Consider the following 15745-nt stretch of genomic DNA (forward strand, 5'->3'; position numbering starts at 1 on the left):
CGTAGTGCAGCGCGGTCGATGAAGCGGCCCGTGGCCACGTCGCGGATCTCGGCGTCGTCCTCCCAGCTGTCCCACAGCCGGGCGGCCACGTCCGCGACCTCCCCGGCCTCCTCCCACAGCTCCTCGGCGGGGGCCGCGGCGCGCCGGCCGACGAGCCGGGCCTCCGCCTCGGTGGTGGACACCTCGGCCCGCCAGCCCGCCCGGCCGCGGCTGACCCAGTCCAAGGTGGCCACGGCGCAGGAGAGGTGGAAGGGCTCGGTGTGGGTGGTGGTGACGGTCGGCACCAGGCCGATCCGCCCGGTCCCGGGGGCCACGCGGGAGAGCACCGCGAGCGCGTCGAGCCTGCCCCGCCCCTCCCCCGGCGGTCCCAGCGAGTCGTCCAGGGTGACGAAGTCGAGCATGCCGCGCTCGGCGAGGCGGGCCAGCTCGACGAAGTACGGCGCCTGGTACTGCCCGGCGCCGTCGACGGCGGCGGCCAGGTGGAGCAGCCGGGGCCGCGGGGCGGAGCGGGGCTCCGGGACGGCGTGAGGTCGCGGGACTGAGTGAGGTTGCGGGGCGGAGCGAGGTTGCGGGACGGAGCGGGGCCGGGGGGCCGGCCGCTGGGATTCGGCCATGGTCAGGGGCCTTCCTCGGAGATTCGAAGGCGGGGTTCAAGGGTGGGATTCAGGGGCGGAGGGTGGCTGGTCGGGCGGGCTCAGACGGTGAGCGGCGCTCGACAGGACAAGGGGCGGAGCAGCGCCAGCAGGGCGCGCGCCGTCGCGTCGTTCTGGCGGAAGGCGGGCGCGTTCGTACGGGGCCGGGCGAAGCCGCCGGAGGCGCGGGCGTCGGTGTACGGGCCGAGCGCGAAGCGGCGCGGGTGGCGGCGGCCCGTCCGATCCAGGATCCGGGCGTCGTCGGGGCTGACGGCGAGCAGCCCGGCCGGGGTGGCGGCGGCCCCGTCCTCGTGGAGCGAGCGCAGCAGCGGGTCGCGGGTGCGGTGGACGGTCGGCTCGGGCAGCCGGGCCTCGACCAGCGCGCGGGCCTCCACCCCGGGGCCCGGCACTCCGGCGCCGCTCGCCCGGAAGACCCCGCGCAGCGGGTCGGCGACCACCCGCACGTCCGCGCCGAGGAAGCGCACCACGCCCGCGCGGGAGAGGGCGAGCAGTTGGCGCAGCCGGGGGCCGGGCGGGCCGGAGGCGAGATAGCTGAAGAAGTTGTGCCACGGTCCGCCGATGTCGCCGAGCCGGAGCAGCTGGCCGTACACGGACAGCAGGGCGAGGAAGACCGCGAGATCGGGGCTGTGCGCGGGGTCGTGGCGGCGGGCGAGGTCGGCCTCGATGTGCTGGCGCAGCTCCTGTTGCAGGGCCTCGGGGCTGTCGAACCGCCGCCCGGCCAGGGGCCGGTCGAGGGTTTCCAGGTCGAGCCGGTCCGCCGGGTCGGGGACGGCGGCCGCGATCAGGGCGCGCTGTTCGGGGCCGCCGGGCGGGCAGGCGGCGTACCGCGCCTCGAAGTCGGGCCAGGGCGTGGCCGTGCGCTCGGGGTGGGCGGTGAACAGCCGGTGGTAGTGGGCGAAGCCGAGCTCCTTGGCGATCAGCGGCCACAGGTCGCGGCGGAAGTCGGGCCGGCCGGGGCGCCGCAGCAACTCCTCGACCTGGGCGGGCCCGAAGAAGCGGGGCAGCGGCGGGCGTTCGCCCCACCACCGGTAGCCGATCTTGGAGCGGTACGGGACGCCGCGGCGCGACCCGACGTACAGCACGGGCTCGCGGCCGGAGGGCCGGTACGCCGGTGCTCCGGTGCCGTCGCCGGTCTCCTCGTAGCGCCCGCCGCGGCCCTCGGTGAGCAGGACCATCAGGTCGATGAAGGCCAGCCCGAAGCCGCGCACGAGGACCGGCTCGCCGGGGCGCAGCCGGCTCAGGTCGCTGTCGGCGGTGAACTCGGGGGGCAGGTGGACGAGTCCGTGGTCGGCGGCGAAGGAGGCGAGCGCCCGCTGCCGCGGGTCGGGTTCGGCGTCGAGGTGTCCGAGGGCGAGGACGACGGCGTCGGCGCGGAGCGGGGTGGCCCGCCCCTCCAGCCACACCCGCTGGGTGCCGTCGCGCGGACCGGTGATCCGTACGGCGCGGCAGGGGTGCCGGTGGACCGTGACGGAGGGCGGCAGAGCGGCCACCGCCCGCTCGAGCACCCAGGCCAGATACGCGCTCTGGAGCCGTCTGCTGGCGAAGCTCTGGCCGGTCAGCGCGGCCGCTTCGGCGGCGAGTTCGGGGGCGAGGTCCACGGCGAGCGCCCCGGCGCGGACGCGCTCCGCCCACTCGGCGAGGGAGGGGCCGGGGCGGATCGGGCCCTCGCGCTCGACCGTGTCGTCGGTGAACATGGTGACGTCCTCGGCCATGGAGTTCATCCACAGCAGCGGGGACTGGTCGGGGCGCCAGACCCGGCCGCCGCCGGGCGGATGCGGGTCGACCAGGTGCAGTTCGAGCGGGGTGGCGTCGCCGTACAGCTCGGGGGCGTTGGCGGCGAGGCGCTCCACGAGGCCGGTGCCGCGGGGGCCCGCGCCGACGATCACCACGGCAGGGGGGCGGGAGGGAAGGTCCGGTCGCACGGACATGCGGAAGGCTCCGTCGGTTCGTCAGAGAACACGCCAGTGGCCTTCACACCGGCCGCGCCCCTCAGCACGGCCTGCCGCCGAGGCTAAGCCGCCCCTACGCCCCGCTGTCAAGGTTGTCCGAACTGTGAGCGGCGCGTCTCACGGGCAGTTGACGGGACACCGCAAGGCTGTTCCACTGGGGCCATGCAGCCACGTCAGCGACTGATCACGCGCGGACACATCGACTTCGGTCGGGTGTGGTCCGCGTCCTGTTCGGGCTGACCGCCGCCTCCGCCGCTGCCGGCGTTCCGAGGCCTTCGCCTGCCACACTCCCGTAATTCACGCATCAACGCGCCTTCACACACGCGTCAGCGCTTCACCCTCCCCCGCGCTCCCCTCGCGCTTCCCTCGTGCTCTACTCCGGCTAGCTCAGCCTGTCAGCAATCGCAGCCGCAGCCATCGCAACAGTCACAGCTACAGCAATTGCCACAGCAGTCGCCGCAGTCACAGCAGTCGCAGCAATCGCTGCAGTCATCGCACTTCTGGCACCAGCCCTCGCGCGGCTGGCCGGTCCACGGGTCGTCGTATGTGTCCTTGCAGCACACCTGGCAGGTGCAGAAGAGGCCGGCCCACACCGCGCATCCGGCTATCAGCCCGCGCCGCCTGCGGTTCGGCGGCTCGGGCGGGGTGCCGGGGCCGCCGGGGCCGGGCCCGTACGGGTTGTTGATCCACGGCGACTGCGGCGGCGGCGCGCCGTGCGCGGCCTGTCCCGGGTGGGCGGTCTGTCCTGGGTGCGCGGCGAGTCCCGGCTGCGCGGTGGACGGCCCGTGGGAACAGGACGTGGTGCCGAACGTCCGGTCCACCGCGCGCTCCAGCTCGTGTGCCAGCAGGACGTGCGCGAGCCGGCCGCTCACGAACTCCACCTCGCGCAGCGCCAGCCGCACCCCGTGCACCGCGTCGTCGCACAGCCTGCGCACCTCGGCCAGATCCGCCCCGGTGGCGGTGATCGGGTTCCACGCGCCGGTCGCGGTGTCCTCGGCCAGGTCCTCCACCGCGTCCAGCAGATGCGCGAGCCGGCCGAACAGCCGCCCCGCCTCCTCCAGCGGCGCCCGGTTGCCGGGGCGCCCGGCCAGCACGGCGGTGTGTCCGAAGGCCGCGGCGGTCGCGGTCTCGGTCGGCTCGGTGACGGCCAGCAGCGGCGTGCCCGGGCCCGCCGCCCGCTCTATCCCCTCCTGGCGGCCGACCGCGTCGAGCAGTACGGCGGTGTCGAAGCCGAGCTCCGCGCCACCGCGGGCGCCCGCCCGGTCCCACCCGGCGGCGACCCGGCGGGCGGCCACGGCGACCGGTCGGCGCGCCAACACCCCGTCGCCGTCGGCCACATGGTCCCGGATCTTCGCCGAGGCCAGCACCAGGGAGACGGTGGCCGCCAGCCGCGCGCCCTCCCCCTGGGCCACCGACGCGGTCCGCATGCCGCGCAGCGGACAGGGCCCGGCGGTGCGCCGCCACCCCTCAGCGCGCGGCGACTGGGCCTCCACGAGGACCGAGACGACCAGGCCGTCGTAATTGGTGGCGATCCGGGCGAACTGCCCCCGGGCACCGCGCAACGCGAGGCACAACCCGCACAGATGCGCCATCCACTCGGAGCGCAGTTTTTCCGACAGCCGGTGCCGGCAAGGGCGGATAATGCCAAACAACTTTCTCCCCGTTCACCCGTACGTCCCCGGCGTCACCCGTCCGGCCCGGCGGAGTCTACCCAGCGCCCCGTCAGCGCCTTTCAGCAGGAGGAACTCTGATTCGCCGCCATACGTTGTGCACCAGTACCGTCACGAATCCCCTGTGCGGCCGCAATCCACGTGGCACACCTTCCGCATCATGGACGACGATAGAGGGGGCAGGCGCAGTACAGAGAGCGGCAGCGAAAGGAGGCGTCCATGGGATCGGTGCGCAAGGCGAGTGCTTGGCTTGGCCTCGTCGACGACAGCGATGACGAGCGCTACTACGACGACGACTACGCCGAGGGACCCGAGCCCGGCGACGCCTGGGTGACCGACCCGCGGGTGCGGGTCGCCGACCAGGCCGCGCGGGACGAGGGCACCCGCATCGCCACGGTCACCCCCGAGACCTTCCGCGACGCCCGCGGCATCGGCGAGATGTTCCGGGAGGGCGTGCCGGTCATCGTCAATCTGACGGCCATGGAGCCCGCCGACGCCAAGCGCGTGGTCGACTTCGCGGCCGGGCTGATCTTCGGGCTGCGCGGCTCGATCGACCGCGTGGCCAACCGCGTCTTCCTCCTGACGCCGCCCGACTACGAGGTGCTCAGCGCCAACAGAAGCCACGCCACGGGCTTCTTCAACCAGAGCTAGGCGAGGCGCCTCACCCGACCGCGCTCCACCCGACCGCGCTCACCGGAACGCGTCCAGGCCGGTGAGCGCCTTGCCGAGCACCAGTTGGTGCATTTCGACGGTGCCCTCGTAGGTGAGCACCGATTCCAGATTCGTCGCGTGCCGCATCACCGGGTACTCGAGGGAGATCCCGTTGGCGCCCAGGATCGTCCGGGCCGTGCGGCAGATCTCGATCGCCTCCCGCACATTGTTGAGCTTGCCGAGGCTGACCTGCTCGGGGCGGAGCGTTCCGGCGTCCATGCGCAGGCCCAGATGATGGGCGAGCAGCACACCCTTGTGCAGTTCCACCGCCATGTCGGCGAGCTTGGCCTGGGTGAGCTGGAAGCCGCCGATGGGCCGGCCGAACTGCTCGCGGGATGTGGCGTACGCGAGCGCCGCGTCGAAACAGGCCCGCGCCGCGCCCATCGCGCCCCAGACGATGCCGTAGCGGGCGTGGCTCAGACAGCTGAGCGGCCCGCGCAGCCCGGTGGCCCCCGGCAGCACGGCGTCCGCGGGCAGCCGCACCTCGTCCATCACCAGCTCGCTGGTCACCGAGGCGCGCAGCGACCACTTGTGCCGGATCTCGGGGGCCGAGAAGCCGGGGGTGTCCGTGGGCACGGCGAACCCCCGGATGCCCTCGTCGGTGCGGGCCCAGACCACCGCCACCCCGGCCACCGAGCCATTGGTGATCCACATCTTGCGGCCGGTGAGCACCCAGTCGGAGCCGTCCCGCTTGGCGTGGGTGCGCATCGCGGCCGGGTCCGAGCCGTGGTCGGGCTCGGTCAGCCCGAAGCAGCCGATGATCTCGCCGGTGGCCATGCGGGGCAGCCACCGCTCCTTCTGCTCCTCGGAGCCGAAGCGGTGGATGGCGTACATGGCCAGGGAGCCCTGTACGGACACCAGGGAGCGGATCCCGGAGTCGGCGGCCTCCAGCTCCAGGCAGGCCAGCCCGTACTGGACGGCGCTCGCGCCCGCGCAGCCGTATCCCGTCAGCGACATGCCGAGCGCGCCGAGGGAGCCGAGTTCACGGGCCAGCTCGCGGATGCCGGGCAGCTCGCCGCGCTCGTACCAGTCGGCGATGTGCGGCAGGACGCGGTCGGCGGCCCACTGCCGCACCGTGGTGCGGACGGCGAGGTCCTCGGGGGTGAGCAGGTCGTCGATCCCGAGCGGGTCGGCGGGGTCGAACGGCGGCAGGCTGCGGGTGGGGCCCTGGGACATCGGTTCGCCCTCCGGTTCCGGTGCGGTTCGGCTGCGTTCGGACGACGCTACGACCGGGTGATCTTCGCCGTCCAGACCGCCGGGCCCCGCCGACCGTCCGGACCGCCGACCGCCGGGCCGTCGGCCGGCGCCCTCAGCCGGAGGACTTCGCGTGCACCGCGGCGCGGTCCTGGCGGGAGACCCGCGCGGCACCGGTGTCCCGCGCCGCGCCGGGGCCCGTCTCGGAAGCGGAGCCGGAACCGGAACCAGAGCCGGAGTCGGAACCAGAACCGGAGTCGGAACCCGAACCGGAGTCGGAGCCGTTCTCGGGGGTGGCGGCCGTCCCCGCCTCGCGCCCCGTTCCGGTCCCGCACGCGGGGTCCGCCCCGTCCTTGTCGGCGGGCGCGCACTCCATCGACTTCGGCAGCCGCAGCGCCGCCAGCGCCCCCACCAGCAGCAGGGCCGCGCTGACCGCCAGCGTGACGTGCAGGCCGTGGACGAAGGACCGGCGCGCCGCCGCGCGCAGCGCCTCGCCCGCCGAGCCGCCGAGCCGGTCGGAGACCTTGTAGGCGACGCCGAGCGACTGGGTCGCGGCCGAGCTCGCGGACTTCGGCACGCCCGCGACAGAGGAGACCCCGGGCGCGTACGCGGCGTTCATGACGCTGCCCAGAAGGGCTATGCCGATACCGGCGCCGAGCTGGTAGGAGGTCTCGCCGATGGCGGCCGCGCCGCCCGCGGACTTGACCGAGGCCTCGTTGAGCATCGACTCGTACGCGCCGAAGAGCGTGGTCTCCAGGCCGAAGCCGAGGAAGAGGAAGGCGCCGACCAGGACCGCGGGCCGGTCGGACTGGCCCATGACAACCAGGGAGAGGACGGCCGCCGCGGTGAGCGAGAAGCCGAAGGCGACCATGGTGCGGGGGCCGAGCCGCTGGAGCATCCGGGACCCGGCGAGCCCGGCGGCCATCGCGGCGAGGGTGAGCGGCAGCAGCCGCATGCCCGTCTCGAGCGGCGTGAGGCCGAGGACGAGCTGCAGGTACTGGGCGGCTATGAGCTCCAGGCCGACGAGCGCCAGCAGAGCGAGCACGATGCAGCCGACGGAGATGCTGAACGCGGGCCGGGAGAACAGCCGCAGGTCCACCAGCGGATGCTCGCGGCGGCGCTGCCGGCGTACGAAGAGCACCAGCAGGACCACGCCGACCACGACGGGGGCGGCGGTGACGGGCTCCAGCAGCCCCGCGCCGCTGCCCACCCGCTTGACGCCGAAGACCAGGCAGAACAGCCCGCAGGCGGCCATGATCGCGCCCAGCACGTCCCAGGGGCCGTGGCGGTCGCCGGTGGACTCCGGCAGCAGCCAGCGGCCGACGGGCAGGGCGACCGCCATCAGCGGGATGTTGATGAAGAAGACCGAGCCCCACCAGAAGTGCTCCAGCAGGAAGCCGCCGAGCAGCGGCCCGACGGCCGCGCCCACGGCGGCCACCGCGCTCCATATGCCGATGGCCAGGGCCCGCTCCCGGCGGTCCGGGAAGACCTGGCGCAGGATCGACAGCGTCGCGGGCATGATCATCGCGCCGCCGACACCCAGGATGGCGCGGGCCACGATGAGGATCTGCGGGGTGCCGGCCTCGGCGGCGAGGGCCGAGGCCGCGCCGAAGAGGCCGTAGCCGAGCAGCAGCACCCGGCGGCGGCCGACCCGGTCGCCGAGCGTGCCGAACAGGATCAGCAGGGAGGCGCAGACCAGCGGGTACGCGTCGACGATCCACAGCAGCTCGATCGACCCCGGCCGCAGGTCCTCGGTGACGGCGGGGACCGCGACGTGCAGCACGGTCCCGTCGACGGCGACGAGCAGCAGACTGACGCAGAGCACGAGGAGGACGACCCAGCGGTTGGCTCCGCCGGACGCCTCGGTGCCGCGCCACTGCCGGGGGACGCCCGCCGTCCGTCGTTTTCCGGCCGTGGTCGTCCCGGACATAAACCGCACCTCCCTGTCTTGCGCTCGCGGCCCCTCGGGGGCGGGACGTCATGGCTGAGGACGTCCGGCGACCCGGCGGCGAGGGCGAGTGAATGGTCAGCGTACGCGAGTCGTCACGCGGGTCGTGTGGCCCATCCCATGTTGAGACCCACGTCGCAGAGGTGAACGCAGGCGTACGTTCCGGTGTCCCCCATTTGTCCCTCCCGTCGGCCGCCGGAATCGCGCCTGGATAATCGGGTCCGTGATGGGACTCGCCCGAGCCGACGCCCCGGCCGGAGAACACGACGAACGGGCGGGCCGCACGGTTCCCGCCGCGCTTCACCGGGCCGCTCCGGCGCTCCTGGCGTATGCGGGGACGCGGCTGCTGGGCATCGCGGTTCTCGCGATCTGGGCCGCGGTGGCGGGCAAGAGCTGGCACCAGCTGCTCTCCGCCCGCTGGGACTCGCTGTGGTACTCGCGCATCGCCGAGGACGGCTACGGCCACACGCTCCACCTGCCCGACGGCTCGGTCCACTCCGATCTGGCCTTCTTCCCGCTGCTGCCCTGGCTGGAGCGGCTGATCTCGGCGCTGACCCCGCTGGACGCGGCGGACGCGGGCCTGGCGGTGAGCTGGGTCTCCTCGCTGTTCGCCGCGTGGGGGATCTTCGCGGTCGGGGACCGGCTGCACGGGAGGCGGGTGGGCACGGCGCTGGTCGTGCTGTGGGCGGTGCTGCCCGTCGGGATCGTGCAGTCGATGGCGTACTCCGAGTCGCTCTTCACCGCGCTGGCCGCGTGGGGGGTGTACGCGCTGCTCACCGGGCGGTGGGTGGTGGCCGGATCGCTCGCCGCGCTCGCCGGGCTGACCCGGCCGGTGGGGGTCGCGGTGGTCGCGGCGGTGTGGCTCGCGGCGGCCGCGGCCCTGCTGCCCGGCGGGCGGTGGCGCGGGGCGTGGCGTCCGGAGCACCGCCGGATGCTGCTGGGGGTGGCGCTGGCCCCGCTCGGCTGGCTGGGCTATGTGGCGTGGGTGGGGGCGCGGACCGGAAGCGTCACCGGCTATCTCCGGGTCCAGGAGGGCTGGCGGAACGGATTCGACGGCGGCCTGGCCTTCGCGCGCTTTGTGGGCGGTCTGCTGGCCGGGCCCGCCTTTCCGGCCGGGCTGGGGCTGCTGATCGGCGTGGCCGCGCTGCTCCGGCTGTTCGTGGAGTGCGTGCGGCGGCGGGAGCCGCTGCCGCTGCTGGTGTACGCGGGAGTGGTGCTGACCCTCGCGCTGACCGCGAAGGGCTACTTCGGCTCCAAGCCGCGGCTGCTCATCCCCGCCTTCCCCGTCCTGCTGCCGATCGCGGCCGCCCTCGCGCGCCTGCCCGCGGTCAGGGCCGCGCTGGTCCTGGGGGCGGTGGGGCTCGGGTCGGCGCTGTACGGGGCGTTCTGGCTGAACGGCACGGGGCCGCCGTGAACGGGGCGGACGGGCGCCGGGCGGGGCCCGGCGACGGGCGGGGAAACGGCGAGGAACGCCCCGGCTAATCGCCGATAAACGGCGCTGTAAGAATTCCATAAAGAAGTGCGGGAGCGGCTTCGGGAAGGCCGCTCCCGGAAAAGCCATGACCACCCGCGCATTCCTTCGGAATGGCGGGTCGTAAAACCCTGGACGAGACCCACTCCACATCACATCGTCATCACAAAGCGACCTGATCGACTGAAGCGGCCTGTCACGCAATGTAACGTCGATTGAGTGCGTACCGATGACAAGCTCCCTCGGACGGAGGGGCGCCCGAGCGATCTGGCGCGACCGCGCATGACCCGGACCCGGCGCTGGCTGCTCGGGTCCACCGTCGCGGTGTACGTGGCGACCGTGGTCGGGGTGCTCACCACGTCCTGGCTGGTTCAGCTCGACTGGCAGGTCATGCTGTTCCGGCCGTACAAGCAGTGGCCCGCGTTCCACACCTTCCTGGACTACTTCGTGGTCATGGGCCAGCGCGGCCCCACCGCGGTGGCGGTGGCCGCCTGGCTGGGCTGGTGCTGCCACAAGCAGCGCACCATGCGCCCGCTGATCGTGCTGGGGACGTCCCTGCTGCTGCTGAACATGACCGTCGGCGCGGTCAAACTGGGCCTGGGCAGGCTCGGTCCGCACTACGCGACCACGGTCGGCTCGAACGAGATGTGGGGCAACGGCGATATATTTCCTTCGGGTCACACCGCGAACGCGGTGGTCACCTGGGGTGTGCTGGCCTATCTGGCGACCACTCCCCGGGCCCGCAGGGTCGCCTCGGTCATCGCGGCGACCTTCGCCTTCGGTGTCGGCATGACCACCGTCTACCTCGGCACCCACTGGGTCAGTGACGTGGTGCTCGGCTGGGCGGCCGGAGTGCTGGTGCTGCTGGCCCTGCCGTGGCTGGAGCCCGCCATGGGGCGCGCCGAGGTGCTGCTGCAGATCCTGTACCGGGCGGTGCGCGAGCGCCGGCTGCCGGTGTCGCTGCCGGTCTCCCGGCCGGTGGCCGGTTCCGGTCTGGCCACCCCGCGCGCGGCGCGCGACGACGAGCGGCCGGCCCGCGAGACGGTGGGTGTCGGCGGCCGGGCGGGCGGGGCCGCGGGGCATGTGCCCGAGGGCCGGCCGCACCATCCGCTGCGGCCGCACCCGATCCGCCCGGAGCGGGCCGCCGTCGCCCCGGGCGGCAGCCGCCGCCCGCCGCACGCCGACCGGCTCTCGCACGCCGACCGGCTGCCGCGCGCCACGTCACCGCTGGGCGCGCCCGCGGGCCGCGGCCGCACCGCCACCGGCGGCTGACCGCCGGCGGGCCCGAGGGGGTGGTACGCACCCACGCTCCCCGAAGGCCCCGGACCATCGCACCGACGGCCCCGGACGCTCCCGCAGAGCGTCCGGGGCCGTCGCCGTACCGGCGTCGTGGCGTGCCGCGCCGTCATCCCTTCCAGCAGCGCCTCACCACGTCATCGGCCACTTCGAAATTGATCCTCCCCCGCAGGTACTCCAGGGTGATGACGGTGCCCGGCGGAAGGGCGCGCACGGTGGTCCAGCCCCGCTCGCGGGCGCGCTCCTCGGCGGCCCGGGCGGTAAGGCCCACATAGCTGTCGAAGTCGTCGTCGGGTTCCGCGGCGGGCGTGGGTACAGGTGCCATGACGCCACCGTATGCGGGGGGACGGGATGGTGACACCCGGGTGTCCGCCGCCCGCTGACACGGGCTCACCCGCGCCGTGTCCCTCACTCGTCACACTTGTGTCACAGAAAACACGCCCGGGTTTCCTCCCGGCTCCGTCACTCGTCCGTGCCCCCTGTTGACGGCGCGAAGGTGACGGCGAGTTTCCGCCGAAATCCCTCGCATTGACCTCGGCCCGCTATTGCCGGGGCCGCCTCGCGGCAACTCGGGCGCGAATTCCCGGACCATGGCGGAAATGAGCCCGTCGCGCTCACGGAACGCACAATTCCGCCACAAACTCACCGAGTCGGCGGTCACAGGTTTGCTCCCGGCGGGACGCGGTACCCGCCGCTACGAGGCACACATGACAGACACATCAGATGAGACCGGTAAGAAGACGGCGAACGGCGGACCGACACCGCTGGCGCTCATGCGCGCCGCCCGCGAGCAGCTCGCCGAGCTGACGGGTCTGTACCCCGAGGCGCTGCCGCGCCTGGAGCGGACCGAGGAGGGCTGGGTGCTGGACGCCGAAGTGGTGGAGCTGGCCCGGGTGCCGGAGACGATGAGCCTGATGGCGTTGTACGAGGTGACCCTCGACCCGGACGGCCAGCTCACCGGCTACCGCCGTGTCCGCCGCTACGAACGCGGGCGGAGCGACCGCGGCTGACGCTCCGCCGGCACCGCCCCGGGCCCGCGCGGCCCGGCCGGCCACGAGAGGAAGACACCCGACATGACCACCGTTGTCCCGGCACAGCAGAGCAGAAGCGGAGGCGGCACCAGCGGCCTGTACGACGTCCTCGAGCTGATTCTCGACCGAGGGCTGGTGATCGACGCGTTCATCCGCGTCTCGCTGGTCGGCATCGAGATCCTCAAGATCGACGTCCGGGTCGTGGTGGCGAGCGTGGACACCTATCTGCGGTTCGCCGAGGCATGCAACCGCCTCGACCTGGAGGCCGGCCCGAACAAGTCCGCCGGCCTGCCCGAACTCCTGGACGGCGCCACCGAGAGCGCCGCGCGCAGCAAGACCAAGGGCGCGCTCTCCGGCGCCGGACAGTCCGTCTCCAAGGCGGCCCACTCCATCGCCGACGCGCTCCGGCCCTCGGGCGGGAGCGACGAGGAGGAGGCCGAGGAGGAGTCGCAGGGCCGCGGCCGGCGTACGGCCACCCGTAAGGCCTCGTCGAAGAAGGCGGAGGAGGGCGAGTGAGCACCTACGTCTACGGCATCACCCAGGGCACGGTCCCGGACCTGCGCGACAAGCTGCTGGGCATCGGCGACCCGCCCAAGCCGGTGCGCGCCCTGACCGAGGGCGAGTTGTCCGCGATCGTCAGCGACTGCCCCGAGCAGCTCCGGCCCAAGCGGCGCGATCTGATCGCCCACCAGCACGTGCTGGCCGAGGTGAGCGGTGACCGGGCCGTGCTGCCGATGCGGTTCGGCAGCGTCTCCCCCAGCGACGAGGACGTGCGCGGGGTGCTGGCCGAGCAGGCCGACCGCTACCAGGCGCAGCTCCGGCGCCTGGCACACCGCGTGGAGTACAACGTCAAGGCGGTGCACGACGAGGACGCGGTGCTCCACCAGGTGCTCGCCGAGGAGCCGGAGCTGCGGGCGATGGCCGAGGCCAACCGGGCCGCGGGCGGGGGCACCTACGAGGACCGGCTGCGCTTCGGCGAGCTGATGGCGGGCGCCGTGCGGGCCCGCGAGGTGCGGGACGCCCAGCTCGTGGAGAAGACCCTGGCGGCGGCCGCCGAGGAGGTGCGGCCCGGCCCGGACAGCGGCGGCTGGTTCGTGAACCTGTCGTTCCTCGTCGGCGAGGACGGCGGGGGCGCGCTGACGGACGCGGTGGCCGAGCTGGAGCGGGCGCATCCGCGGCTGAAGCTGCGGGTCCACGGCCCGCTGCCGCCGTACAGCTTCGTCGAGTCGTAGGCCGGCACATGATCGGCTGGGTGCTGCGGCAGCTCATCGCCCAGGCGGAGCGGGAGTACTACGACCCGGCGAACGTCCAGCGGGCGCTGGCCGAACTAGCGGCGCGGCTGGAGGAAGGGCAGATCGGCGAGGAGGAGTTCGAGCGGCGGGAGGACGAGCTGCTCGACCGGCTGGAGGAGGCGCAGCGATGGGCGAACGGGATCCGCTGACCACCGAGCGGGGACCCGGCGGGCCGACCGGTGCGCCCGGGCCGGCCGCCGGGGCCGCGCCCTACGGGTCGTCCGGACGCGAACCGTCCGGCTTCGGCTCCCGGGGCCTGGCCTCGCCGGGCCAGGGGTCGTCGGGCTACTACGGGCTCGCGGGGTCCGGCGACTCCGCCAACCTGGCCGACATTCTGGAGCGCGTCCTGGACAAGGGCGTGGTCATCGCGGGCGACATCCGCATCAATCTGCTCGACATCGAACTTCTCACGATCAAGCTGCGGCTGGTCGTGGCCTCCGTCGACAAGGCCAAGGAGATGGGCATCGACTGGTGGGAGCGCGATCCCGCCCTGTCGTCCCGTGCCAGGGGCCGCGAACTCGACGGCGGCGACGGCGGGAACACCGGCGGGGAGGACAGGCCATGACGCGGGAGCTGGAGTACGCGTACGGGGTGGTCCGGGACACCGGGGCGCCCGACCCCCTCCCCCCGGGGGTGCTCGGCGTCGCGGGCGGCCCGGTGCGCGCGGTGCGCCACCGGGGGCTCGCGGTGCTGGCGAGCCCGGTCCCGGCCGAGGAGTTCGAGGAGGGGCCGCTGCGCGCCCGGCTGGAGGACCTGGCCTGGCTGGAGGAGGTCGCCCGCGCCCACCAGCGGGTGGTCAACGCGGCGGGCGCGGTCGGCTGCGTGGTGCCGGTGGGGATGGCCACCGTCTGCCGGGGCGAGGAAGGGCTGCGGCGGATGCTGGAGGAGGGGCACCCGCGCTTCACCGGGGCGCTGGACCGGCTGGAGGGCCGGGTCGAATGGGGCGTCAAGGTGTACGCGGGGCCGGTCGGCGCGGAAGCGGCGGCCGGCGGGCCCGCCCCGGCCCCCGCCGGGGCACCCTCCCCGCCCCCCGCCAAAGCCTCCTCCAGGGGGCTCTCGGGCCGCGACTACCTGCGGCGGCGCACCGCGCAGCGGCGGGCGCAGGAGCAGCGCTGGCAGCGCGCGGAGGACGGCGCGCGCCTGGTGCACGAGACGCTCGCCGGTCTCGCCGAGCGCGCCCGGCTGCACCCTCCGCAGGACGGGCGGCTGTCCGGCGTGACGGACCGCAATGTGCTCAACGCCGCCTATCTGGTGCCGCATGAGCACAGCGAGGGCTTCGCGGCGCGGGTGCGGGAGCTGGCGGACCGGCTGGCGGGGCTGCGGGTCGAGCTGACCGGCCCCTGGGCGCCGTACTCCTTCGTGGCCCCCGACCCGGCGGACCGGGCGAGGGCGGCGTCATGACGACCCCGGCGACCAGTGCGCCCGATCCGACGAGTCCGACGAGTCCGACCAGTCCCCTCGCCCAGCGTCCCGTCGCCCTGGTGGACCTGCTGGACCGGCTGCTGGCGGGCGGCGTGGTCGTGGTCGGCGACCTCACCCTGCGGATCGCCGATGTGGACCTCGTACGCATCGATCTGCGCGCGCTCATCAGCTCGGTGAGCGAGAACGTGCCGTCCCCCTGGGAGGAACCGTGACCCGCAGGCTGGAGCTGGACCAGGAGAGCGTCGAGCGCGATCTGATGCGGCTGGTGCTCACGGTCGTGGAGCTGCTGCGCCAGCTCATGGAGCGGCAGGCGCTGCGCCGGGTCGAGCAGGGCGGGCTGACCGAGGACCAGGAGGAGCGCATCGGGCTGACCCTGATGCTGCTGGAGGACCGCATGGGCGAGCTGTGCGAGCGCTACGGCATCGGGCGCTCGGACCTCAATCTGGACCTTGGGCCACTCGGGCCGCTGTTGCCCCCGACGGAGTGAGGCGCGGGGCGCACCCGCGCCTCCGCGCGCCCGGCGCGCGCATCATGGCCACAGCCGAAAGCCCGCCGAAGCCCACCCAGAAGGAGCGCCGATGGGTACGGAGACCGCGCAGGCGGCTGCCGGACCGGTGCGGGAGCCGGGCGTGGGCCGGATCCTGGTGGACTGGCTGACCACCACCGACCACAAGAAGATCGGGCATCTGTATCTGATCACCGCGTTCGGCTTCTTCCTGGTGGCGGGGGTGCTGGCGATGGTGATGCGCGCCGAGCTGGCCAGGCCCGGGCTCCAGCTGATGTCGAGCGAGGCGTACAACCAGGCGTTCACCATGCACGGCACGATCATGCTGCTGCTGTTCGCGACGCCGGCCTTCGCCGGCTTCGCCAACGAGATCATGCCGCTGCAGATCGGCGCGCCCGACGTGGCCTTCCCGCGCCTGAACATGTTCTCGTACTGGCTGTTCCTGTTCGGCGGGGTGACCGTGGTGTGCGGCCTGGCCGTGCCCGGGGGCGGCCCGGACTACGGCTGGACCGCGTACGCCCCGCTCAACAGCTCGGTGCGCAATCCGGGCGTGGGCGCCGACATGTGGATCATGGGGCTGGCGCTGGCGGGGTTCGGCACGAT

Annotated in this window: 18 protein-coding genes; 12 read left to right on the forward strand and 6 right to left on the reverse strand. The window is 73.8% G+C overall.

Annotated features, from left to right (window positions below; translation table 11 throughout):
• The 3 genes from BBH68_RS00685 to BBH68_RS00695 form a co-directional block, all read right to left on the reverse strand.
• A partial coding sequence (locus BBH68_RS00685) for an LLM class flavin-dependent oxidoreductase (RefSeq protein WP_245737837.1) occupies positions 1-614 on the reverse strand: 614 nt, incomplete at its 3' end.
• A gap of 80 nt (positions 615-694) precedes the next feature.
• The gene (locus tag BBH68_RS00690) at positions 695-2581 is read right to left on the reverse strand and encodes an FAD/NAD(P)-binding protein (RefSeq protein WP_065958119.1); all 1887 of its coding nucleotides are present in this window, start codon (positions 2579-2581) and stop codon (positions 695-697) included.
• Between the two features lie 416 nt (positions 2582-2997).
• Positions 2998-4254: a DUF5685 family protein gene (locus BBH68_RS00695; RefSeq protein WP_076971085.1), complete on the reverse strand. Its 1257-nt coding sequence runs from the start codon at positions 4252-4254 to the stop codon at positions 2998-3000.
• A gap of 237 nt (positions 4255-4491) precedes the next feature.
• Here BBH68_RS00695 and BBH68_RS00700 point away from each other — a divergent pair, with 237 nt between their 5' ends.
• Positions 4492-4923, forward strand: coding sequence for a cell division protein SepF (locus tag BBH68_RS00700; RefSeq protein ID WP_065958123.1), 432 nt, complete (start codon positions 4492-4494; stop codon positions 4921-4923).
• A gap of 39 nt (positions 4924-4962) precedes the next feature.
• Here the strand turns inward: BBH68_RS00700 and BBH68_RS00705 are convergent, their stop codons facing one another.
• Both BBH68_RS00705 and BBH68_RS00710 read right to left on the reverse strand, forming a co-directional pair.
• Positions 4963-6159: an acyl-CoA dehydrogenase family protein gene (locus tag BBH68_RS00705; protein ID WP_065958125.1), complete on the reverse strand. Its 1197-nt coding sequence runs from the start codon at positions 6157-6159 to the stop codon at positions 4963-4965.
• Between the two features lie 133 nt (positions 6160-6292).
• Positions 6293-8107, reverse strand: a complete 1815-nt coding sequence (locus BBH68_RS00710) for an MFS transporter (protein ID WP_065958126.1) — start codon at positions 8105-8107, stop codon at positions 6293-6295.
• 244 nt (positions 8108-8351) lie between these two features.
• On the opposite strand from BBH68_RS00710, the gene BBH68_RS00715 reads away from it, so the two are divergent.
• Both BBH68_RS00715 and BBH68_RS00720 read left to right on the forward strand, forming a co-directional pair.
• Complete coding sequence (locus tag BBH68_RS00715) at positions 8352-9539, forward strand: mannosyltransferase family protein (RefSeq protein ID WP_065958128.1); 1188 nt, start codon at positions 8352-8354, stop codon at positions 9537-9539.
• A gap of 339 nt (positions 9540-9878) precedes the next feature.
• A complete protein-coding gene (locus tag BBH68_RS00720) occupies positions 9879-10868 on the forward strand; it encodes a phosphatase PAP2 family protein (RefSeq protein WP_079150717.1) in 990 nt (329 codons plus the stop codon).
• Between the two features lie 133 nt (positions 10869-11001).
• Here the strand turns inward: BBH68_RS00720 and BBH68_RS00725 are convergent, their stop codons facing one another.
• Positions 11002-11217, reverse strand: a complete 216-nt coding sequence (locus BBH68_RS00725; RefSeq protein WP_065958132.1) for an I78 family peptidase inhibitor — start codon at positions 11215-11217, stop codon at positions 11002-11004.
• A 382-nt stretch (positions 11218-11599) separates the two neighbouring features.
• Between BBH68_RS00725 and gvpO the strand changes: the two genes are divergently transcribed.
• The 9 genes from gvpO to BBH68_RS00770 all read left to right on the forward strand — a co-directional run.
• On the forward strand, positions 11600-11902 hold the full coding sequence (gvpO, locus tag BBH68_RS00730; protein WP_076971083.1) for a gas vesicle protein GvpO: 303 nt from the start codon (positions 11600-11602) through the stop codon (positions 11900-11902).
• A gap of 63 nt (positions 11903-11965) precedes the next feature.
• Positions 11966-12439, forward strand: coding sequence for a gas vesicle structural protein GvpA (locus tag BBH68_RS00735; RefSeq protein ID WP_065958134.1), 474 nt, complete (start codon positions 11966-11968; stop codon positions 12437-12439).
• Positions 12436-13155: a GvpL/GvpF family gas vesicle protein gene (locus BBH68_RS00740; RefSeq protein WP_065958136.1), complete on the forward strand. Its 720-nt coding sequence runs from the start codon at positions 12436-12438 to the stop codon at positions 13153-13155. Before BBH68_RS00735 ends, BBH68_RS00740 begins: the two co-directional genes overlap by 4 nt.
• An 8-nt stretch (positions 13156-13163) precedes the next feature.
• Positions 13164-13364 carry a gas vesicle protein GvpG gene (locus BBH68_RS00745; protein ID WP_065958137.1) on the forward strand — a complete coding sequence of 67 codons (201 nt, stop codon included), beginning with the start codon at positions 13164-13166 and terminating at the stop codon, positions 13362-13364.
• 107 nt (positions 13365-13471) lie between these two features.
• Positions 13472-13780 (forward strand): gas vesicle protein, encoded by a 309-nt coding sequence (locus BBH68_RS00750; RefSeq protein ID WP_065958148.1) that lies wholly within the window; start codon positions 13472-13474, stop codon positions 13778-13780.
• On the forward strand, positions 13777-14616 hold the full coding sequence (locus BBH68_RS00755) for a GvpL/GvpF family gas vesicle protein (RefSeq protein ID WP_065958139.1): 840 nt from the start codon (positions 13777-13779) through the stop codon (positions 14614-14616). The genes BBH68_RS00750 and BBH68_RS00755 overlap by 4 nt, the downstream gene beginning before the upstream one ends.
• The gene (locus BBH68_RS00760) at positions 14613-14849 is read left to right on the forward strand and encodes a gas vesicle protein (protein ID WP_065958143.1); all 237 of its coding nucleotides are present in this window, start codon (positions 14613-14615) and stop codon (positions 14847-14849) included. The genes BBH68_RS00755 and BBH68_RS00760 overlap by 4 nt, the downstream gene beginning before the upstream one ends.
• Positions 14846-15124 (forward strand): gas vesicle protein K, encoded by a 279-nt coding sequence (locus tag BBH68_RS00765; protein ID WP_065958145.1) that lies wholly within the window; start codon positions 14846-14848, stop codon positions 15122-15124. Before BBH68_RS00760 ends, BBH68_RS00765 begins: the two co-directional genes overlap by 4 nt.
• 91 nt (positions 15125-15215) lie before the next feature.
• On the forward strand, positions 15216-15745 hold a 530-nt coding region (locus BBH68_RS00770; protein ID WP_174588966.1), incomplete at its 3' end, for a cbb3-type cytochrome c oxidase subunit I.

The sequence above is a fragment of the Streptomyces sparsogenes genome, from assembly GCF_001704635.1.
Classification (GTDB): domain Bacteria; phylum Actinomycetota; class Actinomycetes; order Streptomycetales; family Streptomycetaceae; genus Streptomyces; species Streptomyces sparsogenes.

What these genes read in the sequence shown, in the direction of transcription:
- BBH68_RS00755 (WP_065958139.1), top strand. Translation starts at nt 13,777, where the DNA reads ATGACGCGGGAGCTGGAGTACGCGTACGGGGTGGTCCGGGACACCGGG.
- BBH68_RS00735 (WP_065958134.1), top strand. Translation starts at nt 11,966, where the DNA reads ATGACCACCGTTGTCCCGGCACAGCAGAGCAGAAGCGGAGGCGGCACC.
- BBH68_RS00725 (WP_065958132.1), bottom strand. Translation starts at nt 11,217, where the DNA reads ATGGCACCTGTACCCACGCCCGCCGCGGAACCCGACGACGACTTCGAC.
- BBH68_RS00720 (WP_079150717.1), top strand. Translation starts at nt 9,879, where the DNA reads ATGACCCGGACCCGGCGCTGGCTGCTCGGGTCCACCGTCGCGGTGTAC.
- BBH68_RS00760 (WP_065958143.1), top strand. Translation starts at nt 14,613, where the DNA reads ATGACGACCCCGGCGACCAGTGCGCCCGATCCGACGAGTCCGACGAGT.
- BBH68_RS00710 (WP_065958126.1), bottom strand. Translation starts at nt 8,107, where the DNA reads ATGTCCGGGACGACCACGGCCGGAAAACGACGGACGGCGGGCGTCCCC.
- BBH68_RS00715 (WP_065958128.1), top strand. Translation starts at nt 8,352, where the DNA reads ATGGGACTCGCCCGAGCCGACGCCCCGGCCGGAGAACACGACGAACGG.
- BBH68_RS00745 (WP_065958137.1), top strand. Translation starts at nt 13,164, where the DNA reads ATGATCGGCTGGGTGCTGCGGCAGCTCATCGCCCAGGCGGAGCGGGAG.
- BBH68_RS00700 (WP_065958123.1), top strand. Translation starts at nt 4,492, where the DNA reads ATGGGATCGGTGCGCAAGGCGAGTGCTTGGCTTGGCCTCGTCGACGAC.
- BBH68_RS00705 (WP_065958125.1), bottom strand. Translation starts at nt 6,159, where the DNA reads ATGTCCCAGGGCCCCACCCGCAGCCTGCCGCCGTTCGACCCCGCCGAC.
- gvpO (WP_076971083.1), top strand. Translation starts at nt 11,600, where the DNA reads ATGACAGACACATCAGATGAGACCGGTAAGAAGACGGCGAACGGCGGA.
- BBH68_RS00690 (WP_065958119.1), bottom strand. Translation starts at nt 2,581, where the DNA reads ATGTCCGTGCGACCGGACCTTCCCTCCCGCCCCCCTGCCGTGGTGATC.